The 25157-nt window shown below is 56.5% G+C and carries 25 protein-coding genes; 9 read left to right on the top strand and 16 right to left on the bottom strand.

Features of this window, described 5'->3' with window-relative positions:
- Positions 1 to 177: 177 nt before the first annotated feature.
- Complete coding sequence (gene tyrS, locus JWR17_RS20265) at positions 178 to 1377, bottom strand: tyrosine--tRNA ligase (protein WP_299834159.1); 1200 nt, start codon at positions 1375 to 1377, stop codon at positions 178 to 180.
- A 211-nt stretch (positions 1378 to 1588) separates the two neighbouring features.
- Between tyrS and JWR17_RS20260 the strand changes: the two genes are divergently transcribed.
- Positions 1589 to 3019: a peptidoglycan DD-metalloendopeptidase family protein gene (locus tag JWR17_RS20260; protein ID WP_299834157.1), complete on the top strand. Its 1431-nt coding sequence runs from the start codon at positions 1589 to 1591 to the stop codon at positions 3017 to 3019.
- Positions 3020 to 3022: 3 nt separating this feature from the next.
- Entirely contained in the window at positions 3023 to 4126 is a 1104-nt protein-coding gene (locus JWR17_RS20255) for an anhydro-N-acetylmuramic acid kinase (protein ID WP_299834155.1), read from the top strand.
- A gap of 74 nt (positions 4127 to 4200) precedes the next feature.
- Here the strand turns inward: JWR17_RS20255 and erpA are convergent, their stop codons facing one another.
- Positions 4201 to 4551 (bottom strand): iron-sulfur cluster insertion protein ErpA, encoded by a 351-nt coding sequence (gene erpA, locus JWR17_RS20250; RefSeq protein WP_297844729.1) that lies wholly within the window; start codon positions 4549 to 4551, stop codon positions 4201 to 4203.
- Between the two features lie 167 nt (positions 4552 to 4718).
- The gene (argC, locus tag JWR17_RS20245) at positions 4719 to 5753 is read right to left on the bottom strand and encodes an N-acetyl-gamma-glutamyl-phosphate reductase (RefSeq protein WP_299834153.1); all 1035 of its coding nucleotides are present in this window, start codon (positions 5751 to 5753) and stop codon (positions 4719 to 4721) included.
- 138 nt (positions 5754 to 5891) lie between these two features.
- On the opposite strand from argC, the gene hemJ reads away from it, so the two are divergent.
- From hemJ to coq7, 5 genes are all read left to right on the top strand, one after another.
- Positions 5892 to 6320: a protoporphyrinogen oxidase HemJ gene (gene hemJ / locus JWR17_RS20240; RefSeq protein WP_299834151.1), complete on the top strand. Its 429-nt coding sequence runs from the start codon at positions 5892 to 5894 to the stop codon at positions 6318 to 6320.
- Between the two features lie 38 nt (positions 6321 to 6358).
- Positions 6359 to 7258, top strand: a complete 900-nt coding sequence (locus tag JWR17_RS20235; RefSeq protein ID WP_299834150.1) for a DUF805 domain-containing protein — start codon at positions 6359 to 6361, stop codon at positions 7256 to 7258.
- Positions 7259 to 7322: 64 nt separating this feature from the next.
- A complete protein-coding gene (locus JWR17_RS20230; protein WP_299834148.1) occupies positions 7323 to 8111 on the top strand; it encodes an SDR family oxidoreductase in 789 nt (262 codons plus the stop codon).
- Between the two features lie 64 nt (positions 8112 to 8175).
- Positions 8176 to 8514, top strand: a complete 339-nt coding sequence (locus JWR17_RS20225) for a histidine triad nucleotide-binding protein (RefSeq protein ID WP_299834147.1) — start codon at positions 8176 to 8178, stop codon at positions 8512 to 8514.
- Between the two features lie 124 nt (positions 8515 to 8638).
- Positions 8639 to 9286: a 2-polyprenyl-3-methyl-6-methoxy-1,4-benzoquinone monooxygenase gene (gene coq7, locus JWR17_RS20220; protein ID WP_299834145.1), complete on the top strand. Its 648-nt coding sequence runs from the start codon at positions 8639 to 8641 to the stop codon at positions 9284 to 9286.
- Between the two features lie 70 nt (positions 9287 to 9356).
- Here the strand turns inward: coq7 and speD are convergent, their stop codons facing one another.
- Together speD and JWR17_RS20210 are read right to left on the bottom strand one after the other, a co-directional pair.
- Positions 9357 to 10154, bottom strand: a complete 798-nt coding sequence (gene speD, locus JWR17_RS20215) for an adenosylmethionine decarboxylase (RefSeq protein WP_299834143.1) — start codon at positions 10152 to 10154, stop codon at positions 9357 to 9359.
- Between the two features lie 240 nt (positions 10155 to 10394).
- Positions 10395 to 10817: an OsmC family protein gene (locus JWR17_RS20210; protein WP_299834142.1), complete on the bottom strand. Its 423-nt coding sequence runs from the start codon at positions 10815 to 10817 to the stop codon at positions 10395 to 10397.
- A 208-nt stretch (positions 10818 to 11025) separates the two neighbouring features.
- On the opposite strand from JWR17_RS20210, the gene crp reads away from it, so the two are divergent.
- On the top strand, positions 11026 to 11670 hold the full coding sequence (gene crp / locus JWR17_RS20205; protein ID WP_299834140.1) for a cAMP-activated global transcriptional regulator CRP: 645 nt from the start codon (positions 11026 to 11028) through the stop codon (positions 11668 to 11670).
- Between the two features lie 17 nt (positions 11671 to 11687).
- Here the strand turns inward: crp and JWR17_RS20200 are convergent, their stop codons facing one another.
- From JWR17_RS20200 to JWR17_RS20185, 4 genes are all read right to left on the bottom strand, one after another.
- On the bottom strand, positions 11688 to 12383 hold the full coding sequence (locus JWR17_RS20200; protein ID WP_299834138.1) for a lipoate--protein ligase family protein: 696 nt from the start codon (positions 12381 to 12383) through the stop codon (positions 11688 to 11690).
- A 92-nt stretch (positions 12384 to 12475) separates the two neighbouring features.
- Positions 12476 to 13300 (bottom strand): indole-3-glycerol phosphate synthase TrpC, encoded by an 825-nt coding sequence (gene trpC, locus JWR17_RS20195; protein ID WP_299834136.1) that lies wholly within the window; start codon positions 13298 to 13300, stop codon positions 12476 to 12478.
- On the bottom strand, positions 13297 to 14346 hold the full coding sequence (gene trpD, locus JWR17_RS20190) for an anthranilate phosphoribosyltransferase (protein ID WP_299834167.1): 1050 nt from the start codon (positions 14344 to 14346) through the stop codon (positions 13297 to 13299). Before trpD ends, trpC begins: the two co-directional genes overlap by 4 nt.
- Before the next feature lie 32 nt (positions 14347 to 14378).
- The gene (locus JWR17_RS20185) at positions 14379 to 14978 is read right to left on the bottom strand and encodes an aminodeoxychorismate/anthranilate synthase component II (RefSeq protein ID WP_299834135.1); all 600 of its coding nucleotides are present in this window, start codon (positions 14976 to 14978) and stop codon (positions 14379 to 14381) included.
- Between the two features lie 410 nt (positions 14979 to 15388).
- Here JWR17_RS20185 and estP point away from each other — a divergent pair, with 410 nt between their 5' ends.
- The gene (gene estP / locus JWR17_RS20180) at positions 15389 to 17329 is read left to right on the top strand and encodes an esterase EstP (RefSeq protein ID WP_299834133.1); all 1941 of its coding nucleotides are present in this window, start codon (positions 15389 to 15391) and stop codon (positions 17327 to 17329) included.
- Between the two features lie 170 nt (positions 17330 to 17499).
- On the opposite strand, the gene trpE is transcribed toward estP, so the two are convergent.
- The 7 genes from trpE to JWR17_RS20145 form a co-directional block, all read right to left on the bottom strand.
- A complete protein-coding gene (gene trpE / locus JWR17_RS20175) occupies positions 17500 to 18975 on the bottom strand; it encodes an anthranilate synthase component I (RefSeq protein ID WP_299834131.1) in 1476 nt (491 codons plus the stop codon).
- A gap of 68 nt (positions 18976 to 19043) precedes the next feature.
- The gene (locus JWR17_RS20170; protein ID WP_299834129.1) at positions 19044 to 19862 is read right to left on the bottom strand and encodes a phosphoglycolate phosphatase; all 819 of its coding nucleotides are present in this window, start codon (positions 19860 to 19862) and stop codon (positions 19044 to 19046) included.
- A complete protein-coding gene (gene rpe, locus JWR17_RS20165; RefSeq protein ID WP_299834128.1) occupies positions 19859 to 20533 on the bottom strand; it encodes a ribulose-phosphate 3-epimerase in 675 nt (224 codons plus the stop codon). The genes JWR17_RS20170 and rpe overlap by 4 nt, the downstream gene beginning before the upstream one ends.
- A gap of 120 nt (positions 20534 to 20653) precedes the next feature.
- A complete protein-coding gene (locus JWR17_RS20160; protein WP_299834126.1) occupies positions 20654 to 21802 on the bottom strand; it encodes an iron-containing alcohol dehydrogenase in 1149 nt (382 codons plus the stop codon).
- Between the two features lie 121 nt (positions 21803 to 21923).
- The gene (locus tag JWR17_RS20155) at positions 21924 to 22748 is read right to left on the bottom strand and encodes an ABC transporter permease (protein WP_299834124.1); all 825 of its coding nucleotides are present in this window, start codon (positions 22746 to 22748) and stop codon (positions 21924 to 21926) included.
- Positions 22749 to 22759: 11 nt separating this feature from the next.
- Positions 22760 to 24007, bottom strand: a complete 1248-nt coding sequence (locus JWR17_RS20150) for an ABC transporter permease (protein ID WP_299834122.1) — start codon at positions 24005 to 24007, stop codon at positions 22760 to 22762.
- A 99-nt stretch (positions 24008 to 24106) separates the two neighbouring features.
- Positions 24107 to 25144: an ABC transporter substrate-binding protein gene (locus JWR17_RS20145; protein WP_299834121.1), complete on the bottom strand. Its 1038-nt coding sequence runs from the start codon at positions 25142 to 25144 to the stop codon at positions 24107 to 24109.
- Between the last annotated feature and the right edge of the window lie 13 nt (positions 25145 to 25157).

Here is a 25157-nt window from a genome sequence, read left to right as displayed (position 1 = left end):
CGTTTCAACTCGCTGTCAACTGCCTTTTTTCACCGCTTTCGATCACCTCGATCAAAGCCTCTTCCTCGCTAACAAACCGGCTAACTCATTGATTACCAAGGAGTTTCCGTTTCATCTGCTCCGGAAGAGGTGCGAATTATAGGCCCGGAAAAAGTTACGTCAAGGGTTAATCGATACTTATTCCAAATTAAGCGTGATTCGCCCGAAAGCTTTCTTCCCGGCCTGGCAAACATGGGTGGCGCCAAGCTTGAAGACAAACCCGCGATCCACGACCTCACCATCTATACGCACACCGCCTGAAGCCAGAAGGTCGCGGGCAACTGCGGAGTTCTTGACCAGCCCTGCCTTATTAAGGACAGCAGCAATGGGCATGTCTTCGGGTCCAGCAATACTGATCGCTGGCAGATCGTCGGGAAGCTCGCCGTCCTTCATGCGGTTACCCGCTGAACGATGGGCCGATGCAGCCGCCTCCTCACCATGGAAACGCGCCACGATTTCTTCAGCCAGTTTGATTTTGATATCACGCGGATTGGAACCCCCCGCGACATCAACCTTAAAGGCATTGATCTCATCCATGGACAGAAAGCTTAAAAGCTCGAAGTAACGCCACATCAACGCGTCAGGAATCGACACCAGCTTGCTGTACATGATGCCCGGCGCTTCTTGTATCCCTACATAGTTGCCCAGGGATTTGGACATTTTCTTCACGCCATCCAACCCTTCCAACAATGGCATGGTCAGAATGCACTGGGCTTCTTGCCCATACGCACGCTGCAGCTCTCGCCCCATCAGCAGATTGAATTTCTGATCAGTACCGCCCAGCTCGACATCAGCGCGCAGGGCTACAGAGTCATACCCCTGGACCAGCGGATACATGAACTCATGGATAGCGATCGGCTGATTGGTCGAATAGCGCTTATGGAAGTCGTCTCGCTCAAGCATCCGCGCCACGGTGTATTGCGACGACAACCGGATGAAATCAGCAGAACTCATCTGATCCATCCAGGTGGAGTTAAACGCCACCTCGGTTTTGACCGGATCAAGAATTTTAAAAACCTGGGTTTTATAGGTTTCGGCGTTGGACAACACCTGCTCGCGGGTCAACGGAGGGCGCGTGGCACTTTTGCCGCTCGGATCGCCGATCATTCCGGTGAAGTCGCCAATCAGGAAGATGACCTGATGGCCCAGCTCCTGAAATTGACGCAGCTTATTAATGAGCACGGTATGGCCCAAATGCAGATCAGGGGCAGTCGGGTCGAACCCGGCCTTGATTCGCAGTGGCTGCCCACGCTTAAGCTTTTCTACCAGTTCGGACTCGACCAGGAGTTCATCCGCACCGCGCTTGATTAGCGCCAGCTGCTCTTCAACCGATTTCATGTCCGCCCCGTTTTAGCTCATTTCAAATGGGCACCAACCATACAAGATCAGTGTTCAAATACAAGTTTTGCCCAGCCCCCGCTGACGAATAAGGATCTCATCCATTCGCAGGGTTGCTTCGAGCATGATTTGGTTATATTTTATACAGTTATTTCATCTTCATCATGTCATTCATCTTTTCCAATTCATCTCTTCAAAGTCAAAACTACCTATGATCAACACACCGCCTAAAGCGCCCCCGCTTTATCCGAAGAGCCACCTTTTAGCTGCCAGCGGCATCGCCGCACTGCTAAGCCTGGCGCTTCTGGTCTTTCCGTCGAGCGACGTGGAAGCCAAAAAAACCACACTGAACCGCGATCTCGAAACATCTGCTGACCAACTGACTGAACAACAAGACGCTCAAGATCCGCTTCAAGCCACACCTGAAACGACCACTTCACCGTTCGCCCAGATAGAAAACAACACCGACGCCCCTCAGGACACCGCCACCGCAGAACCAGAAACGGCGGAACCTGCCGCTCCAAACGTCGCAAAAAATCCGGATCACAAAGAAGTCGTGGTCTCCAAGGGTGATACGTTATCGACCTTGTTCGAGAAAGTCGGCCTCCCTGCTGGCGCTGTCCATGACGTTCTCGCCAGCGACCAGCAAGCCAGGCAATTCAGCCAGCTGAAGCACGGGCAAGTGCTGCAGTTCGAACTCTCCCCGGACGGACAGCTCAAGCAATTGCACAGCAAGGTCAGCGACCTTGAAACCATAAGCCTGTCCAAGACCGACAAAGGCTACGCATTCAGCCGCGAAATCACCAAGCCAAACGTACGGACTGCGTATGCCCACGGCGTTATCAACAGTTCTCTGTCTCAGTCCGCCCAACGCGCGGGCTTGTCCCATAGCATGACCATGGACATGGCCAGCGTCTTTGGCTACGACATCGACTTCGCCCAGGATATTCGCCAAGGTGATGAGTTCGATGTGATCTACGAACAGAAAGTCATAAATGGCAAGACGGTGGGCACCGGCAATATCGTTTCGGCCCGGTTTACCAACCGCGGCAAAAGCTACTCGGCGATTCGCTATACCAATAAACAAGGCAATACCAATTACTACACCGCCGAAGGCAACAGCATGCGTAAGGCGTTTATCCGCACTCCCGTGGATTTTGCCCGCATCAGCTCGCTGTTCTCCATGGGCCGCAAGCATCCAATTTTGAACAAGATCCGCGCTCACCAAGGCGTTGATTACGCAGCACCGCGCGGGACGCCAATCAAGGCGACCGGCGATGGCAAAGTATTGCTGGCCGGACGCAAGGGCGGTTACGGCAACACGGTAATTTTGCAACACGGTGAGACTTACCGAACGCTCTACGGTCACATGCAAGGATTCGCTAAAGGTATCCAGACGGGCAGTACCGTCAAGCAAGGCCAGATTATTGGCTATATTGGTACTACCGGCCTGTCTACCGGCCCGCACTTGCACTATGAATTCCAGGTCAACGGCGTTCACGTCGACCCTCTGGGTCAGAAGCTGCCGATGGCCGACCCGATTGCCAAAGCTGAAAAACAACGTTTCCTGCAGCAAAGTCAGCCATTGATGGCGCGCATGGACCAGGAAAAGGCCACCATGCTGGCCTCCAGCAAGAGATAAAAAATGGCTCTCTATATAGGTGTGATGTCAGGAACCAGTCTCGATGGACTGGATATCGCTCTCGTCGAGCAAGGTGACAAGCCAACCTTGTTGGCCACCCATTACATTCCTATGCCCGATGACTTGCGCGCGGAGCTTTTAGGCCTGTGTGCCAGCGGCCCCGACGAGCTTGCCCGAGCGGCAGTTGCCGAGCAAAAATGGGTACGCCTGGCGGCCCAGGGCGTATTGGCGCTGCTTGAACAGGAACAACGCTCTCCCGGCGAGATACGCGCTATCGGCAGCCATGGCCAAACCATCCGGCATGAACCCGCGCGTGGTTTCACCATTCAGATTGGTAACCCCGCTTTACTTGCCGAGCTTACTGAGATCACGGTCGTCAGTGACTTCCGTCGCCGAGACGTTGCCGCTGGCGGCCAAGGCGCGCCGTTGGTTCCCGCGTTCCACGAAGCTTTGTTCGATAAGCCGCTCGGCACACCGCAAGATCACCGGGCCGTACTCAACATCGGCGGTTTCAGCAACCTGAGCCTGATCGAACCCGACAGGCCGGTGGCGGGCTTTGATTGTGGTCCAGGCAACGTTCTGATTGATGCGTGGATACAAACTCAGCTAGGCCAAAATTATGATAAGGATGGCGCCTGGGCCGCCAGCGGGCAGGTCGAACCCGCGCTGCTGCACTCCTTGCTCAGCGATCCGTTTTTTCTGACCCAGGGCCCAAAAAGTACCGGCCGCGAGGTTTTCAACCTGAGCTGGCTGCAACACCACCTGTTTCAATTGCCAAGCTTTGCGCCAGAAAACATCCAGGCCACGCTGACAGAACTGACCGCGTTGACGATTACCCAATCGTTGCAGATCGCCCAGAACGTTACGGATGAATTGCTGATCTGCGGCGGCGGTGCGCACAACATCACGTTGATGGCCAGACTTGCTGCTTTATTACCAAACACAAAAGTCTGCAGCACAGCGCTGTACGGTGTCGATCCGGACTGGGTAGAAGCCATGGCTTTCGCCTGGTTAGCGCATTGCTGCCTGGAAGGCGTACCCGCTAACCGACCAACGGTAACGGGCGCTAGAGGCTTGCGCGTACTGGGCGCTATCTACCCAGCCTGACGCACACAGCAAAACGCCGCACGTCAGTGCGGCGTTTCTTGAATACCCTGCATTCAACATCACGATCCGAAAAATCAGACCGAGAATGATGAACCGCAACCACAGGTTGTGGAGGCATTCGGGTTTTTGATCACAAAGCGGGATCCTTCCAAGCCTTCCTGATAATCGACTTCTGCGCCTGCCAAATACTGGAAGCTCATTGGATCGACCACCAGGCTGACACCGTCACGTTCAATAATGGTGTCGTCATCAGCGATGTCTTCATCGAAGGTGAAGCCATACTGGAACCCTGAACAGCCACCACCGGTTACGAATACGCGCAGTTTCAGGCGATCATTGCCCTCTTCATCGACCAGAGTCTTCACCTTGTGCGCAGCACCGTGGGTGAATTCCATCGCCGTTGGAGTAAAGGTTTCGACGCTCATGCTAATTATCTCCCGGCACTAGGCCGCAACAATGCGTAATGACGCGCATTATCCGCTTGCCCTAGTAAATTGGTCAACTATTGTAAAGGCAGCCGCAAGCTTCAAGCGACAAGCCGCAATACAAACCGGATCTCTTGCAGCTTGCAGCTCGTGGCTTGAAGCTGCGTTTAGGGCAACATCGCCGCATGGGAAAGACCCAGCCGTTCGTCCAGGCCGAACATGATGTTCATGTTCTGCACGGCCTGGCCGGAAGCACCCTTCACCAAATTGTCGATTACTGACAATACCACCACCAAATCGCCGCCTTGTGGACGGTGCACCGCAATGCGGCAGACGTTGGCGCCCCGCACACTGCGGGTTTCTGGATGGCTACCGGCTGGCATCACATCAACAAACGGCTCGTCGGCATAACGTTTTTCGAACAGCGCCTGCAGGTCAACCGACTTGTCCACTACGGTGGCGTAAAGCGTCGAGTGAATACCTCGAATCATCGGGGTCAGGTGTGGCACAAAGGTCAAACCGACTTCACCACCGGCCGCGCGCCGCAACCCCTGGGTAATTTCAGGCAGATGACGGTGCCCTTTGACCGCGTAGGCTTTGAAGCTTTCGCTGGCCTCGGCATACAACGACCCGACGCTGAGCCCGCGACCGGCACCGCTTACCCCGGACTTACAGTCGGCGATCAATCGCGAGTTATCCGCCAGGCCCGCCTCAAGCAATGGCAGGAAGCCCAACTGCGTCGCGGTTGGGTAACAACCCGGCACGGCGATCAAGCGTGCGGTTTTAATGCGCTCGCGATTGACCTCTGGCAGCCCGTACACCGCCTCGTCCAGCAACTCAGGAGCGCCGTGCGGTTGGCCATACCACTTGGCCCACTCGTCAGCGTCCTGCAAACGGAAGTCGGCAGACAGGTCGATGACTTTGGTGCCTGCGTTGAGCAGCTCGCCGGCCAGCGCGTGAGCCACCCCGTGCGGCGTCGAGAAGAACACCACGTCGCAGGCGCCCAGGGTTGCAACATCCGGAACACTAAAGGTCAGGCCGTCGTAATGGCCTCGCAGGTTCGGGTACAGATCGGCTACTGGCAACCCCGCCTCAGAGCGAGAAGTGATAACCACCACCTCAGCTTGTGGATGCTGTGCCAACAGACGCAGCAGCTCGACCCCGGTGTAACCCGTGCCGCCGACGATTCCGACCTTGACCATAAATCTGCCCCTTCAACGAACCTACTGGAAAGCCGTCGATGATATGGGCGTTATGTCCATGCGACAACCGCGAACGTGACGTATGGCCGCACATACCACTACTATTTGTGCCACCGTGAACCCTGGAATAACTAAATTATGCTTTATCTATGGCTAAAAGCCTTTCACATCGTTTCGATCGTTTGCTGGTTTGCCGGACTGTTTTATCTGCCGAGACTGTTCGTTTATCACTCGCTGAGCGAAGACGCGGTCAGCCGTGAGCGCTTCAGCGTCATGGAACGCAAGCTGTACCGAGGTATCATGGGGCCGGCAATGGTCGCGACATTGGTGTTCGGGATCTGGTTGATCAGCCTTAATCCAAGTGGCTATTTCAGCCAGCACTGGATGCATGCAAAGCTGGTACTGGTCATTCTGTTAATCGGCTATCACCACGTGTGTGGCGCTCAGGTTAAACGCTTTGCCCGGGGCGAGAATGGCCGCAGCCACGTGTATTACCGCTGGTTCAACGAAATCCCGGTGCTGGTCTTGCTGGCTATTGTGATTCTGGTGGTGGTCAAGCCGTTCTAACAAATAACCGAATGCATCTCCAGACAAGGAAGCCAAGCATGGCCGAAACCCACTTCAAGATCGTCTTCGAAGGGCATTTGCGCAACGGTGTCGACATCGAAACCGCCAAGCTGAACCTGGCAGGGCTGTTCAAAAGTGATGCGTCCGCTGTAGAGAAGTTGTTCGACGGTCGCCCGGTCGTGCTCAAGCGTGGATTATCCCACGAGCAGGCTCTGCACTATCTGGATGCACTGAACGATGCGGGGGTTGAAGCCGCCCTTGAGATCGAAACACCCATCATTTTAAGTCTGGACGAGATCGACACACCTACGACGTATCGGGCAGAGCCATCGCCCTATGCTCCGCCAAACGCTGCCGTGATTCCCGCAGCGCCAGGATTTTCCGAGCTAAAAGTGTTTACCGTTCAGGGGCGGATCGGCCGGTTACGTTATTTGGCCTGGTCCTTGGTACTGATGGGCGCCGTTAGTATTTTCGCGGGCATCTGTGCGGGGCTGATGACCAGTTCGCTGATAGCGGGAGGTTTGTTTGCCACCATCGCCGTGGTCGGGTTTCTCATTGTCAGCATACAGATTGGCGCACAGCGACTGCATGACGCGGGTTGGTCGGCATGGTTGTTATTGCTCAATCTGGTGCCAGTGGTTGGCTCGTTGTTTCCGATATTGATGGTGGTCGTTCCGGGCAACCCTGGACCGAACCAGTACGGCGCGCCACAACCGCCAAATACCAAGGCAGTCAAGGTCCTCGCCTGCATGTGGGTGCTGATCGTCGCGCTGGGCATGGTCGGCTATTTCGTCGGTGGCCTTGGTTTATTCGAAGACGAAGTTCAAACCACAGCCAATGAATACGAAAATATCCTGCCCTATGACGACGATAATGACAGCGATGCCTCGCAACCCGCGGACAGGGCCTCGCCGCCTGTAGACTATAAAGACCAATAACGCGCCGGCTCATCCGGGACTTACACCGTCCCGAAACGAGAGCCCCCCCCCCTGGAGAAATTGCATGACCCGCTACGCTCTGATTACTGGTGCCTCCAGCGGTATCGGCCTGGCCATGGCCGAGGCTCTGGCGCGCCGTGGTCGCAGCCTGATTTTGGTCGCTCGCCAGCGAGAAGTATTGGAGGGCATCGCCCTTGAGCTGGCGCAACGCTTCGGCGTAGAAGTACTGATCCGCGCTTGCGACCTCGGTGAGCCGCTGCGACTCTCCGGATTTCTGTTAGAACTGGAAGACGGCGAACGGCAGATCGACTTATTAGTGAACTGCGCCGGCATCGGTACGTGTGGCCCGTTCCTCGCTCAAGAATGGGGCGTGGATCAAGATCTGATCGACGTTAACATCCTGGCCCTTACCCGGCTTTGCCATTCCGTGGGCAACGCCATGGCCGTGCAAGGCGGCGGGCAAATACTGAACGTCGCCTCAGTCGCCGCTTTTCGGCCGGGCCCGTGGATGACCAGTTACCACGCAAGTAAAGCGTATGTACTGAGTTTTTCTGAGGGGTTGCGTGAAGAGCTGAAAAAAACCGGCGTGAAAATTTCAGTGCTTTGCCCAGGCCCAACACGTACGGCCTTTTTTCAAACCGCTCAGATTGAACTGGGCAAGCTCGCAAACAGCAGAAACATGATGAGCCCCGAGGAGGTTGCGTTGTATACCGTCCGGGCCCTGGCAAAAAATCGAGCGGTGATTATTCCGGGGGTTCGCAACAAACTGTTGGCCTTCATCCCCCGTCTGACCCCGCGCTGGTTGACGCGCCAACTGGCCGGAGCATTCAATAAGGCGCATTGCCCTCGCTAATAACGCTGTGCGTGATCATGCCACCCATTACACTCAAGCACTTATTACACACGGAGAAATAGCTGTGGAGACTCTGTTCACCAAGATCATCAACAGAGAGATACCAGCGAAGATCATCTACGAAGACGATCAAGTGTTGGCCTTTCATGACATTGCCCCACAAGCGCCAGTGCATTTTCTGGTCATCCCGAAAAAAGCGATTCGCACCCTCAACGACGTGACCGAAGAAGACAAAGGCCTGCTGGGTCATATCTTGTTCACCGCGCAACGTTTGGCCAAAGAGCTGGGCTGTGAAGACGGTTTTCGCGTCACGATGAACTGTAATGAGCTGGGCGGGCAGACCGTTTATCACCTACACATGCATGTATTAGGTCAGCGTCAGATGCATTGGCCGCCGGGCTGATTCATCATTTCAATGACTTACATCCGCCGCGTCCGCATCCGTGGACCCGGCGGACTGATCCAGCTCAAGCCGCGCCCGACCGATTCGGGTAAACTGGCCGCCGTGGATTTATCCGGAGGTGCCCATGGCTACCGAACGTCACTACTCGCCCGTTGACCGTCTTTTGTTGCAAGCCGATGCTGCAATGCGCACGTTGCTGCCGTTCAGCATGCAACCGTATCGCCCTTCTCCCGCCATTGTTCAGCCAGAGGTCAAGATGAGCGACGCCGATACTCGGCACGTCGCGGGCTTGATGCGCATCAACCATACTGGCGAAGTCTGCGCCCAGGCCTTGTACCAAGGCCAGGCCCTGACCGCCAAGTTGCCGAAAGTACGCGCAGCCATGGAACACGCGGCCGAAGAAGAGATTGACCACTTGGTGTGGTGCGAACAGCGCATACGTCAGTTGGGCAGCCATACCAGTGTGCTTAATCCATTGTTCTACGGGATGTCGTTTGGCATCGGCGCGGTGGCGGGTTTAATCAGCGACGAAGTCAGCCTCGGCTTTGTCGCGGCCACCGAAGATCAAGTCTGCAAGCACCTGAACGAACATTTGCAGGAGCTGCCCGTTGAGGACGAAAAATCCCGGGCGATTCTGGAACAAATGCGCTCCGACGAAGAGAACCATGCAGCAAGCGCGCTGGAAGCTGGCGGGTTCCGTTTCCCAAGACCGGTCAAGTTCGGCATGAGCCTGTTGGCCAAGGTCATGACCAAGAGTACTTACCGCATCTAACGGTCCGTTTGGTTATAAGAAAGGCGCCTCAATAGGCGCCTTTCTTGTGTCTACTCCAGAACAATAGCGCTTAAGGCTGCATGTTCCGTGCGTAGAAAATTTCCAGCATTTCATGCTTCACACGTTCGGTAACCTGATCGCGCTGTTCCGTGGACAAATTACTGGTCGCGTCGCCGAACAGGTAGTTATCCAGTTCGAAGTTCTTGAGCAGCATCTTGGTGTGGAACATGTTCTCTTGGTAGACGTTTACGTCTGTCAGCTGATAAGCCGAGCGAGTGTCGTCGGAAAGGTAGTTCTGCACCGAATTGATCTCGTGGTCGATGAAGTGCTTTCTGCCCTCCACGTCACGGGTGAATCCACGTACGCGATAATCCACAGTAACGATGTCTGAATCAAACTGGTGAATCAGATAGTTAAGCGCTTTAAGCGGTGAGATCACCCCGCACGTCGACACGTCGATATCCACACGGAACGTCGCGATGCCGTCCACCGGGTGAATTTCCGGGTAGGTGTGCACCGTGATGTGGCTCTTGTCGAGATGAGCCAAAATAGTTTCTTTTGGCAACGGACCTGGCGACTCTTCAATCTGGCTGTCGGTAGGTGTCACCGGCTGCTCGGAGATTAGAATGGTCACGCTGGCGCCTTGCGGATCGTAATCCTGGCGAGCGATGTTCAGAATGTTCGCGCCAATGATATCGACAACATCAGTCAGAATCTGCGTCAGGCGTTCGGCGTCGTACTCACGATTGATGTACTCGACGTAAGCCTGCTGGTCCTGCGGGGTTTCCGCATAGCAGATGTCATAGATGTTGAAGCTCAAGGTCTTTGTCAGGTTATTGAACCCGTGGAGCTTGAGTTTGCTTTTCACCGATAAAACTCTCTTTATTTATGCGGTCGAGCCGCGTAATCCAGCATGCCCGTCAGATAAGAACGGCTTATCTGCGTAGGACGGTTAACACCTCTTCGCGGTGGCGATTTTGGTTGTCTGTTCGGGCGCCTTTGTAGCCCTGATGAATCGGGGCCTTACCCTGAAAAAGGGGCGCATTATGCAGACGTAACAAGCCGTCTGCCAGAGTCTGCGCCGCTTTTATGAAATTTGGGTGTCCGTTCAGCCTAGTTCGACAATTTCGTAGTCGTGGGTAATCTCGACGCCAGCGTTGCCGAGCATGATCGATGCCGAGCAATATTTCTCAGCCGACAGCTCGATGGCACGCTTGACCTGAGCTTCTTTCAAGCCACGGCCCTTGACCACGAAATGCAGATGAATCTTGGTGAACACCTTTGGATCTTCGCTTGCACGCTCGGCTTCAAGAAAGGCTTCGCAGCTTTCGATTGGCTGACGCGATTTTTTCAGGATGCTGACGACGTCGAAGTTGCTGCAGCCACCGAGGCCGATCAGCACCATTTCCATGGGACGAGCGCCCAGGTTACGACCGCCACTCTCCGGCGCGCCGTCCATCACTACCACATGACCGCTACCCGATTCACCGAGGAACATGGCTTCGCCAGCCCATTGAATGCGTGCCTTCATCGCCAAGTCTCCACTGTTAAAAAAGGGTCGCCAGCTTAGCACAAGGCCACCCGTTCGCTGGACCTGCCGCTAAATGCCAATTCGAAATAAAGACGTAGGAAATTTCCCAATTTTCAGCAGTCTGTCCTGATAAGCTGCGGCAAACCACCGGTGCAGCCGATACCCAATAGGATGCCTCGTGGCGTAGTACTCATTTCGGGATACCTGCATGGTTGCTATCACCCTTACACCCAAGATCAAAAATCTCGACAAGCTTCTCAGCCATTGTCAGCGCCGTCGCTACGCAGCTAAAAGCAGCATCATCTGCGCGGGCGATCGTTCAGACTCCCTATTCTTCATCATCAAGGGCGCCGTGACGGTTCTGATTGAAGATGACGAAGGCCGGGAAATGATCGTGGCGTACCTCAACGCCGGAGACTTCTTCGGTGAGTTGGGCTTGTTCGATCAGATTGGGCAAGCCGTCGAGCGCAATGCCGGCGTGCGTACCAAGACCGAGTGCGAAGTGGCTGAAATCAGCTACTCCAAATTCCGTGAAGTAACCCAGCAAGAGCCCGATATTCTGTACGCCATCGGCGGCCAAATGGCTGAACGCCTGCGAAATACCACCCGCAAAGTCGGAGACCTGGCGTTTCTGGATGTGACGGGACGGGTAGCGCGAAGCCTCTTGGACCTGTGCAAGCAACCAGATGCCATGACCCACCCCGACGGCATGCAGATCAAAATTACTCGTCAGGAAATCGGACGAATTGTCGGCTGCTCAAGAGAGATGGTTGGCCGTGTACTCAAGGCTTTGCAAGAGCAGAACCTGGTCCACGTCAAAGGCAAAACCATGGTGGTCTTTGGCACACGCTAGGGGCGCCAGGCCGCGGATCACAACGCGTCGAGAATCTTCCGATAGCGTCCAGCCAGTTGTTCCAGCACATCAGGCGCCGGGAAGGCTTCGTGCAGGGCGACATGACTGTCGGCGAGCACCCGCTGCGGTTGCTCGCAGATCTGGTTGAACAGATTAACCGCCGCAACCATGTCGACCCGCTCGTTATCCAGCAGCAACGCGCCGTGCGCCAACACCACAGGGCGCTGGCCGCCCTGGCTTTGGCGCCAGCGTTGGGCCGTACCGACCATTTTGCGGCCATCGAGATTAACGTTGAAGCGGCCATCACAGAACGCGCCCTCGACCTCTCCAAGTGAAGCGTCGCCGCCCAATGCCATCAGCACGTCGCAGATCGGCTGGCATAAGCGGTTGTAGGCGTTTTCGATCCGGTCGCGATCATTGTCGCCACGCGGCTGGGCATACACCAGTGCAATGTTCACCGTCGCATGGGATTGCGGAACCGGTTCACCGCCGCTTTCGCGCAGCAGTATCGGCCAACCACTGTTCGCCAGGGCTTCGGTCGCCTGATCGAAACCGGCCAGGCGGCTCATGCGACGCGGCATCACCAGCGCGCGATCAGTTGGCCGCCATAACAGCAAACCGAATTCAGCCTCACCCGCGCAGACCGAGGCGAGCAGGTCTTGTTCGGCTTTAAGGCCTTCGGCGACGGTGGTTGGGATGACGGGGGTTTGCATGGAAGCTCTCTAGTGTTTGTTATATTCCTCGCCAACAAGTTGGCTCCTACAGAGGATCAATGTAGGAGCCAATTTGTTGGCGAGCTTTTAGATCAATTGCTGACCAAAGGCCCACGCTCAGGGAAGAACAAGCGCTGCAGTTCAGCCCCCGGATGTTCCGCACGCATGAAGGTTTCACCGACCAGGAACGAGTAGACCTCGCTGATTTCCATCAGCTCGACATCTGCACGGTTAACAATGCCACTCTCGGTGATCACCAAACGATCACGGGGGATACGCGGCAGCAGGTCCAATGTGTTTTCCAGATTCACTTCGAAGGTGTGCAGATTGCGGTTGTTCACGCCGACCAGCGGGGTGTCCACGATTTTAAGCGCACGTTCCAGTTCGTCAAGGTCATGCACTTCAACCAACACGTCGAGGCCAACGCTTTTGGCAACCGCGGCCAGCTCGGCCAACCTGGCATTTTCTAGCGCAGCGACAATCAGCAATATGCAGTCAGCGCCCAGCGCGCGGGCTTCAATGATTTGATACGGGTCAATCATGAAGTCTTTACGAATCACCGGCAGCTTGCAGGCCGCACGGGCCTGCTGCAGGTATGCATCGGCGCCCTGAAAAAAATCGACGTCAGTCAACACAGACAGGCACGTAGCGCCGCCTTTTTCGTAGCTCTTGGCGATTTCAGCGGGAAAAAACTTCTCGCGGATAACGCCCTTGCTCGGCGAGGCCTTTTTGATTTCAGCAATAACGGCCGGGCTCTTGCTCTTGGCCTGGGCAATCATTGCCTTGGCGAAACCCCGGGGCGCGTCGGCCACCGCCGCCAGGCGTTCCAGCTCGGCAAGACTGACCACGGCGCTACGGGCAGCCACTTCTTCGACCTTGCGCGCAAGGATTTTTTCCAGAACAGTTGGCACACTCATTCCCCATTCTCCTGTCTGAATACGGCGGTAAAGGCACCTAGCTCGTCAAGCTTTTCACGGGCAAGGCCGGTGTGCAACGCATCGTGAGCCAGTGCAACGCCCTCTTTCAGCGTGTAGGCATGATCAGCTGCATAAAGCGCCGCGCCCGCGTTAAGCACTATCATCTCAGCGGCTTTCTGACCGTTCTCGGTTTTGCGACGTCCCAACGCATCGCGGATCAACTCCAGCGACGCCGCAGGGCTTTCGACGGTCAGACCAAACAGGCTCTGGCTTTTTATACCCAAATCCTCTGGCTGCACCCAGTACTCAGTCACTTCGCCGTTTTTCAGCTCTGCGACAAAGGTCGGTGCTGCGAGGCTGAACTCATCCAGACCGTCTTGAGAGTGCACGACCAAGACGTGCTTGCTGCCCATGCGCGCCAGGACCTCGGCCAACGGCCGGCATAGCGCCTGGCTGAATACCCCGACCACCTGATGACGGACGCCAGCCGGGTTCGTCAGGGGGCCAAGCATGTTGAACAGGGTACGCAAGCCAAGGTCGCGGCGGGGACCGGCGGCATATTTCATCGCGCCATGGTGAGACTGGGCGAACATGAAGCCGATACCGACACTGTCGATACAGCGTGCCACTTGCACGGGTGTCAGGTTCAGATAAACCCCAGCGGCCTCAAGCAAATCGGCGCTGCCGCTTTTACCGGAGACTGCGCGGTTACCGTGTTTGGCAACCGTGCAACCTGCGGCCGCAACCACAAACGCCGAGGCGGTGGAGACATTGAAAATATTGGCGCCATCGCCACCGGTGCCGACCACATCGACCACGCCGTCGAGCGTCTTCAGCTCAACCTTGTCAGCCAGCTCGCGCATCACCGACACGGCACCGACGATCTCATCAATGCTCTCGCTTTTCATGCGCATGGCCATCATGAACGCGCCGATCTGCGCGTCGGTGCATTGGCCAGTCATGATTTCGCGCATGACATCGCGCATCTCGTCGGTGCTCAGATCCAACTGATTGACGATACGAGCCAGCGCGCCTTTGATATCCATTGCCATAACCTTACTCATCACTTCAAAGCCTCTTAAACCTGGCGAGTGCCGCCGGTTTGTTTGAGGAAGTTGGCGAACAGCTCATGGCCCTGCTCGGTAAGAATCGATTCCGGGTGGAATTGCACCCCTTCGACGTTCAGTGTCTTGTGGCGCAAGCCCATGACTTCATCCACCGAGCCGTCTTCGAGTTCAGTCCACGCGGTCAGCTCAAGGCAGTCCGGCAATGTTTCACGCTTGACCACTAACGAGTGATAGCGGGTAACCGTCAGCGGATGTTTCAAGCCCTCGAACACGCCGAGGTCTTCGTGTATCACCGGACTGGTCTTGCCGTGCATCACTTGCCGCGCACGCACGACGTCACCGCCGAACGCCTGACCAATGGCTTGATGGCCCAGGCACACACCGAGCAGTGGCAGCTTGCCGGCGAAGTGTTTGATCACTTCCAGGGAAACGCCTGCTTCAGTCGGGGTGCACGGGCCTGGGGAAACCACGATGCGCTCGGGGTTCAAGGCTTCTATTTCGGCAATGGTAAGTTCGTCGTTGCGGATCACTTTGACCTCGGCACCCAACTCACCGAGGTATTGCACGACGTTATAGGTAAACGAATCGTAATTATCGATCATCAGCAGCATGTAATGAACCTCTTGAATTACTGACGTTTAAAGCAGCCCTTGAAACGTTGTCCGCTGGCTTGGCGCTCGCACGCTGGTCATTGAAATCCATCCAGCTCAGGTGCTCTGGCAAGTCAATCGAAGGGCTATCGGTACAAGTCCGGCATGGCCGGGAGGAAAACAGTCAGGCGCGCCAACGCCAACGGGCATGAGCCTTGATAACGCGCATCAAGAATTTGCTGACGATGAACACTGGGGGAGGTCTCATTTTCATACGTCCGGGCACATTAGCTTACCCAGGCACAGGGTGCAATATCACTGTACCTGGTTGCCACCGGGCAGTTTGCGGGGTGAGACGACGCAGGGCGGCCAGAGCTTTGCTACTTTCGTAGTGAGTAAACCCGAAACACACCAAAAAAGGGATCATAACAATGTTTAAACAGGCGCTGTCCCTGCCGTTCGCTGCATGCATTCTTTCCCTGGCCTGCTCCCATGCATTGGCGGCCTCTTCTCCTTACTCAACCATGCTGGTATTCGGCGACAGCCTGAGCGACTCCGGGCAGTACCCCGACCTTACCGGCCCTAACCTTTCGGGCTTGCGCTTCACTAACCGCATCGGCCCGACGTTCCAGGACGGCAGCGGCGAACCATACGGACCGGTGTCGACCACGTTGCTGGGGCTTAAGCTTGGCATTGCTCCCGGCGACCTTTTGCCATCGACGTCCCCGTTGAACGCGCTACTCGGCCTGAAGGACGGGAACAACTATGCCGTAGGCGGTTACCGCACCGATCAGATCTATGACTCGATCACCTCTACATCGGACGTAGCAATTCCGGACGGCGACATCGGCGGTGGCACGTCATTACGCAGCAAAGATGGCTATTTGGTTGCGAACAACTTTCGCGCCGACCCGAAAGCGCTTTATTTCTTGTCGGGGGGCGGTAACGATTTTTTCCAGGGACGCGTGGTTGATCCCGCCACGGCGCAAGTCTCGGCAGATCAACTGGCAAACAGCGCCCAGGCCCTGCAACAAGCCGGTGCGCGCTACATCATGGTCTGGCTGTTGCCTGACCTTGGCTTAACGCCGTCCTCTTTCGGCACTCCGGCGCAAACAGCCATCAGCCAGTTGAGTGGCGCGTTCAATGCTGAACTGGTTAGCCGCCTGGCGCAGATCAAGGCTGAAATTATTCCGCTGAACATCCCGCTGCTGATTCAAGAAACCCTGGCCAACCCGGCGCGTTTCGGGCTGGATGCCAGCCAGAATATAGTCGGCACCTGTTTTAACGGCGACGGCTGTACAGAAAATCTGGCCCACGGTCTGGACAGCGCAACACCTGATCCGACCAAGCTGCTGTTCAACGACAGCGTGCACCCGACGATTGCCGGCCAGCAATTGATCGCCGATTACGCCTATTCGTTGCTGTCGGCACCGTGGGAAATAACCCTGCTGCCGGAAATGGCCCTCGGCACCTTGAACGCCCATCAGGATGAGTTACGCAATCAATGGCTGGCCGATGAGGGCAACTGGCAAGCCATAGGGGATTGGCGAGCCATCGTCGCCGTGGGTGGCTCGCGAATGAACTTCGACGATCAAAGCAGCGCGGCCAGTGCGGACGGTAACGGCTATAACCTGACAATCGGCGGTAGTTATCGTTTCGCCGAGGACTGGCGCGCGGGCGTGGCTGCCGGGTTCTACCGGCAGCGTCTTGAAGCAGGCCCGCGAGACTCCGACTACTCGCTCAATAGCTACTTGGCGACAGCGTTCCTGCAATACCACGCCAACCACCTGTGGGCGGACGCGGCGTTGACCGGCGGCAAACTCAATTATCAAGATGCCAATCGAAAGTTCGCGCTGGGCGTATCTGAAGGCGAAGAAAAAGGTAATACCGATGGCAAGCTCGGGGCATTCAGCGCCCGATTGGGTTATGACATCGCCCAAGCCAGCAGCGCTTGGCATCTGTCGCCGTTCATCAGCGCCGACTATGCCCACGTTGAAGTGGACGGCTATTCAGAAAGCGGCGCGCGCTCGACAGCGCTGACCTTCGATGATCAGCGGCGCAACTCACGGCGTCTGGGTGCAGGTCTGCAGGCAAAAATTCAGGTCACGCCTTCGACCCAGCTGTTCGCCGAGGCAGCCCATGAACATGAATACGCCAACGACCAACAGGACGTGACCATCGCCCTAAACAGCCTGTCGAACCTCGACTTCACGCTGGATGGCTACAAACCCCAGAGCAACCTCAACCGCGCCAATGTTGGCATCAGCCAGAAATTGACTCGGGATGTGTCATTGAGGGCAAATTACAACTGGCGCAAAGACGATGACGTCACCCAGCAAGGTGTCGGACTGGCGGTGAGTATGGATTTTTGAAGGTCAATCAAACGGCACATCCTGTAGAGCCAACTCAGCACCTTGCGGAAGTCTTGGTGGGACCGAACTTGTTCGGCAAGCAGGCGACGCGGTGTATCTGGGTGTACCGCGTCGCTGCCTTCGCGAACAAGTTCGCTCCCACCGAGAATGAGTCGATTTCAGGTTCTCAGTTAAGGCTCTTGCTCAGCCAGCGCCACTGCACGGAACATCGCACGGCGCTTGTTGAGGGTTTCTTCCCATTCCAGGCGTGGCACTGAGTCAGCGACGATGCCGCCACCGGCTTGCACGTGCAGCTCGCCGTTTTTGATCACGGCGGTGCGGATTGCAATAGCAGTGTCCATGTTGCCGTTCCACGCCAGATAACCCACTGCGCCGCCATACACGCCGCGCTTGACGGGTTCCAGCTCATCGATGATTTCCATCGCACGAACCTTCGAAGCGCCAGACAATGTGCCCGCTGGCAGAATCGCACGAAGAGCATCCATCGCCGTCAGGCCGCTTTTCAATTGCCCGGTCACGTTTGACACGATGTGCATCACGTTGGAATAACGCTCGATGACCATCTTCTCGGTCAGCTTCACCGAGCCAATCTCAGAGACCCGACCGGTGTCGTTGCGCCCCAGATCAATCAGCATCAAGTGCTCGGCAATCTCTTTGTGATCCGACAACAGGTCCACTTCCAGCGCCAGGTCTTCTTCTTCATTGGCGCCACGCGGGCGAGTACCGGCGATTGGACGAACCGTGATCAAGTTATCCTCGACCCGCACCAGCACCTCTGGCGAACTGCCCACTACGTGGAAGTCACCGAAGTTGAAGAAGTACATATAAGGCGTCGGGTTAAAGCAACGCAGCGCGCGGTACAAATCGATGGGTGCCGCTTTGAAGTCGATGGACATACGTTGCGACGGGACCACTTGCATCACGTCACCGGCAAGGATGTATTCCTTGATGGTGTCCACCGCCCGCTCGTAATCGTCCTGGGTAAAACTCGAACGAAAGACCGGATCAGGTGCTTGCGGACGGGTCAGGTCCAAGCCACGGCGAGGGGTAATCGGTTGACGGAGTTTCTCCATCAGCGCCTCAAGGCGCGCCTGGCCATTGTCGTACGCGTTGGATTCAGCAGGATCCACCAACACAATGGCGTGCATCTTGCCCGCCAAATTATCGAATACCACCACAGCGTCGGAGACCATCAGCAAGATATCCGGCACGCCTAGCGGGTCAGGGTTCGGGCATTTGCCCAGGCGCTTCTCCACATAACGTACGCAGTCGTAGCCAAAATAACCAACGAGTCCGCCGTTAAAACGCGGCAGCCCGGGAATGGTTGGTACGTTGTAGCGAGCCTTGAATTCTTCGACGAACGCCAGCGGGTCTTCGGATTCCAGGTGTTCAATTTCAACACCGTCCAGGGTCACGCTGATCTGCTCTTCGTGAACACGCATCACGGTGCGGCACGGCAGGCCGATGATTGAATAACGACCCCATTTTTCACCACCCTGAACCGACTCCAGCAAATAGGAGTTCGGCTGGTCGGCCAGTTTCAAGTAGATAGACAGCGGCGTGTCGAAGTCGGCAAGGGTTTCGTAGGCAAGCGGGATACGGTTGTAACCGGCAGCGGCCAAACGCAGGAATTCTTCGCGGATCATGATCAGCCTCGTGGCTTGAGGTAAACGGTCAGGTATGCAAACGTGCCGGGGAGCCGGCCAGAATCAAGTCAGGCGCGCCAACGCCAACGGGCCAGGGCCTTGATGACTTTCATCCAGAGTTTGCGGGTAACCACCACGATGGAATCTCTTTTAGGGGAGCAATTAAGGTCGGTCAACGTTAGCTCAGCCGCAGGATCTAAGCAACCGGGGAGCAGCTTGCGCAAATCGTCTATGACGAGCGCGGGAGACTCTTCTTCAATCGGTCGGCCATGGTTATAGCCGTAGCTCAATGCCACACACGCCACACCTGCCGCTTTGGCTGCCAGCACATCGTTGCGCGAGTCACCGACGAACAATGACTGGGAGGCCGGAATTCCGGCCATTTTCATGACGAAAAACAACGCCGCCGGGTCAGGCTTCTGCTGCGGCATGGTATCGCCGCCAATGATCCAGCGGAAAAACCGGCCCAGCTTCAGCTCATCCAACAACGGCGCAACGAAGCGTTCCGGCTTGTTGGTGATCAGGGCCATTTGCACGCCCTGTTTCTGCATCCATTTCAAGGTTTCGCGAACGCCGGGGTAAACCCGTGTCAGTGCATGACTGCCCGCATAAATCTCCATGAATATCGCCAACGCCTCTTCGGTGTCGGCCTCACTGACAGCTTCATGTTCGAAATCATTGGCCAGCGCACGACGCACCAACACCCGTGCGCCGTTGCCGATCCAGATACGTACCGCTTCGATACCAACGGGGGAGCGCCCCAGCGTGAGCAGCATGCTGTCGACCGCGGCCGCCAAGTCCGGCACGGAGTCAACCAATGTGCCGTCCAGGTCGAACATCACCAGTTTTGGCAAACGGCCGGGGAACAACTGCTCGAAGCCGCTCATGGGCGGGCCAGCGCCAGTTCTGCACGCATCTTCTGAATAACTTCTTTGTAGTCCGGAGCGTTGAAAATCGCCGAACCGGCAACAAAAGTGTCAGCACCGGCAGCGGCGATTTCACGGATGTTATTGACGTTCACGCCACCGTCGATTTCCAGACGAATGTCATAACCCGAGGCCTCGATCAGCGCCCGGGCCTCGCGCAGCTTGTTCAGGGTGCCGGGGATGAACTTCTGCCCGCCAAAACCCGGGTTGACGCTCATCAGCAAGATCATGTCGACCTTGTCCATTACGTATTCAAGCAGGTTCAGCGGCGTGGCAGGGTTGAACACCAGGCCCGCCTTGCATCCGCCTTCGCGAATCAACTGCAACGAGCGGTCGATGTGCAAGGTCGCTTCAGGATGGAAGGTGATGTAGGTGGCGCCGGCTTCGATGAAGTCGCCGATGATGCGATCAACCGGGCTGACCATCAAATGCACATCGATGGGCGCGGTGATACCGTATTTGCGCAGTGCCGTGCAGACCATCGGCCCGATGGTCAGGTTCGGCACATAGTGATTGTCCATCACATCGAAGTGCACAGTGTCGGCACCAGCGGCTAAAACGTTGTCCACTTCCTGGCCCAGACGGGCGAAGTCGGCGGAGAGAATCGACGGAGCAATAACGAAGGGCTGCATGACGCACCTTTTGAGCATAATCACGGTGGCGCGCATTGTACCTCATGACGAATGACTCGCCGCAGTCCATCCGCCAGACCGCGTTAAACCCTCACCAACACCGCGCCCGGATCAGCGCACTCAATAAGCGGCGCGGTAAATCTTTTCGATGTCAGCAGCGGTGAGCTTGCGTGGGTTGTTACGCATCAGCCGGTCAATTTTGCTGGCCTCTTCAGCCATCGCAGGAATGGCATCTTCCGGCACATTGAAGGCACGTATGCCGGAGGGGATATCCACGGCGACGCACAAGTCAGTCATGGCTTGAACGGCTTGATCGGCGGCGTCCTTGTCGCTGAGATGCGCGGTGCGTACGCCCATGGCTTCGGCGATATCACGGAAGCGCTCGACGCAGGCCATCTTGTTCCACGCCATCACATAGGGCAGAAGCAACGCGTTACTTACGCCATGGGCAATGTTGAAACGCCCACCCAACGGATAGGCCAACGCATGCACCGCGCCGACCCCGGCATTACCAAAGGCCATGCCGGCCATCAAACTGGCGGTGGCCATGTCCTCGCGGGCGGCGAGGTTAGCCGGGTTGGCGTAAGCCTTGGGCAACGCCTTGGCGATCAGCTTGATGGCGCCGATGGCTAAAGCGTCGGTGATTGGCGAGCTGTTCACCGACAAATACGATTCGATAGCGTGCACCAAGGCGTCAACACCGCTGGCTGCGGTCACGCTACGCGGGCAACTGAGGGTCATGATCGGGCTGACCAATGCAACATCCGGCAAGAGGTAATCGCTGACGATGCCCTTTTTCAGCTGGGCTTGTTTGTCAGAAAAGATAGCCACGTTAGTCACTTCGGAACCGGTACCCGCCGTGGTCGGAATCGCAATCAGCGGTGGGCCTTTGCGCTTCACTTGATCGACGCCGAACAATCCCGTCAACGGCCCGTCATGGCCGGCAAACGCTGCGACACCTTTGGCAATGTCGATGGCGCTGCCGCCCCCAAGCCCGATCAAACCGTCATGACCCCCTTCGCGATAGACGCGGGTGCAATCCTCAACGATGGAGATTTCCGGCTCGGGTTTGACTTGGTCGAAGATGCCGTAGCGGCGGTCACCCAGGTGCGCGAGTGCCAGGTTAACTGTGCCGGATTTCACCAGCACAGCATCGGTAACGATCAGTGGGTTGTTGACGTTCAGGCGGGTCAATTCAATGGCCAGCTGCTCAATGGCTGCGGGACCAGTAATCAGTTTATTGGCAATTTTGAATGCAGAAATGCTCATCGGGCTGGTCCTCTATTGGTTGTTTTGCGCGACTGTCGCATCGGCCGCCCGATCCCACAGAAGGTCGCAGATTGCCTGTGGAACCGCATTCATTCGGCGAGGATTTGACCCGATGTACCCATCAAACCACCTGGGTCCTCATCTTTTCACTACGCCCGCGCAGCCATTCCAGTACCAATAGTAATACCACGGAGAAGCCAATCAACAGTGTCGCTGCGGCGGCGATGGTCGGGCTGAGGTTTTCGCGGATGCCGCTGAACATCTGCCGGGGCAATGTCGCTTGTTCGGGGCCGGCGAGAAACAGGGTCACCACGACTTCATCGAACGAGGTGGCGAAGGCAAACAGCGCACCGGAAATCACCCCTGGCGCAATTAACGGCAACGTCACGCGACGGAAGGCAGTCAGCGGTGAGGCACCGAGGCTGGCAGCGGCGCGAACCAGATTATAGTTAAAACCCTGCAAGGTCGCCGACACGGTAATGATCACGAACGGCACACCCAACACCGCATGCACCAGAATCAACGAAATGTAACTATTGCCCAACCCCAGCGGCGCGAAAAACAGGTAGCTGGAAACACCGACGATGACCACCGGGACCACCATCGGCGAAATCACCAAGGCCATGATCAGCGCCTTGCCCGGGAAGTTACCGCGGGTCAGACCAATCGCCGCCAGGGTGCCAAAACCCATAGCCAGCACCGTCGCGGCAGGGGCGACGATCATGCTGTTCTTCAGCGAGCGCATCCATTCTGCCGAACCGAAAAAGTCTTGATACCAATGCAGGGAGAACCCTGACAACGGATAAACCAGGAAGCTTCCGGAGTTGAACGACAGTGGGATGATCACCAGTACCGGCAGCACTAGAAATAACAGCACCAGCCCGCAAAGAATGCGTAGGGCGTAAAACCAGACCCGCTCGATGGGCGACGTGTAAGGGCTCAGCATGTTGACTCTCCTCAGCTCAAGCGCATACGGCTGGCGCCGATAAGCCAGCTATAAATCAGATAAAGCACGACGGTTGCCATCAGCAACAAACCGCCCAGCGCCGTGGCCATGCCCCAGTTAATGCTGGTGTTGGTGTAAAAGGCGACGAAGTAACTGACCATCTGGTCGTTGGGGCTGCCGAGCAACGCCGGGGTGATGTAGTAGCCAATCGACAAAATGAACACCAGCAAACAGCCAGCGCCAATACCGGCGTAGGTCTGCGGGAAGTACACCCGCCAGAAACTGAGCATCGGATGGCAACCCAGCGAGATTGCGGCGCGCATATAGGTTGGGGAAATACCCTTCATCACGCTGTAGATCGGCAGGATCATGAACGGCAGCATGATGTGCACCATTGAGACGTACACGCCGACCCGGTTGAACACCAGTTCCAGCGGTTTATCGATGATACCCATGGCCATCAAGGCGCTGTTGATCAAGCCGCTCGACTGCAGCAACACGATCCAGGCCGCTACCCGTACCAGAATCGAGGTCCAGAACGGCAACAGGACCATGATCATCAACAAGTTGCTCTGCCGCGACGGCAGATTCGCCAGCAAGTACGCCAGCGGATAAGCCAACAACAAGCAGATCACAGTGATGACCAGACCCATCCAGAAGGTGCGGGCGAAGATGTCCAGGTAGATCGCTTGATCGGGGGTCGCGGGCGCCACTTCACCCAGGTCATCGATGCGGTGGTCAACGGCGGCCAACAAATAATAGGGGGTGATGCTACTGGTATTGCGGCGGATCGCTTGCCAATAGGCCGGATCGCCCCAGCGCTCATCGAGTGCTTCGAGTGCCGCTTTATAAGAAGGCGGTTCAGTGGTGAACGGTAGTGCGCGAGCGGTTTTCGTCAGCAAGCTGCGGTAACCGGCCAGTTCCATGTTCAGGCGTTTGGACAGATCGCCCAAGGTCTGATTCTTGCGGGCCAGCGCCAGATCGACACTCAACGCTTGATACACCGGCTCGGGCGGCAGGCTTTTCCCGTCCCATTGCGCCACGGCGGCAACCGTGTGCGGCAAGGCACCGACAACTTCCGGGTTGCCAACGCTTTTGAACAACAGCGCGGCGATGGGCACCAGAAACACCAACAGCAAAAACAGCACCAGTGGCGCAATCAATGCCTGAGCCTTCCAGCGATTAACCCGTTCAGCACGAGCCAGACGCTGTTTCAGGGTGGGGCTGGCGCCTTCGGTGAGGGGCACTGCGATGGCCATAACGAACTCCGGAATCTTTGAACAATGGATGCGTCCCTCCCCTGTCCTGTTAGACGAACGAGGAGGGACGGCACCTGGACCTAACTCAACGCAAACTGCTTATTTGGCAGCCCACGCTGTGAAGCGCTGCTCCAGTTGCTCACCGTTGTCAGCCCAGAAGCCTACGTCGATCTGCACCTGATCCTTGATGTTTTCCGGAGTGGTCGGCATGTCCTTCAGGATGCCTTTGTCCAACAGCGGTACGGCTTTAATGTTGGCCGGGCCGTAAGCGATGTTTTCGGAATAGGTCTTCTGCTGTTCCGGGCTAACCGAATAAGCGATGAACTTCTTCGCTTCGGCTGCCGTTTTAGAACCCTTCGGAATCGCCCATGCGTCGAAGTCATAGACGCCGCCGTTCCACACCACTTTCAGGTTGCTTTCTTTTTGCACGGCTGCGATACGGCCGTTGTAAGCCGAACTCATTACCACGTCGCCGGACTTCAGGAACTGTGGCGGTTGAGCGCCTGCTTCCCACCATTGAATGTTTGGCTTGAGCTCATCGAGCTTCTTGAAGGCGCGGTCCTGGCCATCTTTGCCAGCCAGTACTTTGTAGACGTCTTTGGGTGCAACACCGTCAGCCATCAAGGCGAATTCCAAGGTGTACTTGGCACCTTTACGCAGGCCACGCTTGCCTGGGAATTTCTTGGTGTCCCAGAAATCGGCCCAGCCAGTCGGCGCGCTTGCCAGTTTGTCAGCGTTGTAAGCCAGGACGGTGGACCACACGAAGAAGCCTACGCCACAGGTCTGGATGGCGCCCGGAACGTAGTCTGCCTTGCTGCCCGGAAGCGATGCAGGGTCGATTTCTTCGAACATGCCCTCGTCGCAACCGCGCGACAGCTCAGGGGATTCAACCTCTACCAAGTCCCAAGAGACGCTTTTGGTGTCGACCATGGTTTTGATCTTGGCCATTTCGCCGTTGTATTCGCCAGCAATAATCTTACCGTTGCCAGCTTTTTCCCACGGTGCGTAGAAGGCTTTTACCTGAGCGTCCTTGTTGGCACCGCCGAAGGAAATAACGGTCAGATCGCCGGCCGCCATCGCGTTCGCCGCGCACATCATGCCCAGCGTAATAGCGGTGAACTTCAAAGATTTAAGCATTTATTGTTCTCTC

Origin of the sequence: Pseudomonas sp. (assembly GCF_028293835.1) — a bacterium.
In the GTDB taxonomy this organism is placed as follows: Bacteria; Pseudomonadota; Gammaproteobacteria; order Pseudomonadales; family Pseudomonadaceae; genus Aquipseudomonas.
The sequence above is the reverse complement of the archived record's forward strand: the minus strand, read 5'-3'. Positions and strand labels throughout refer to the sequence as shown.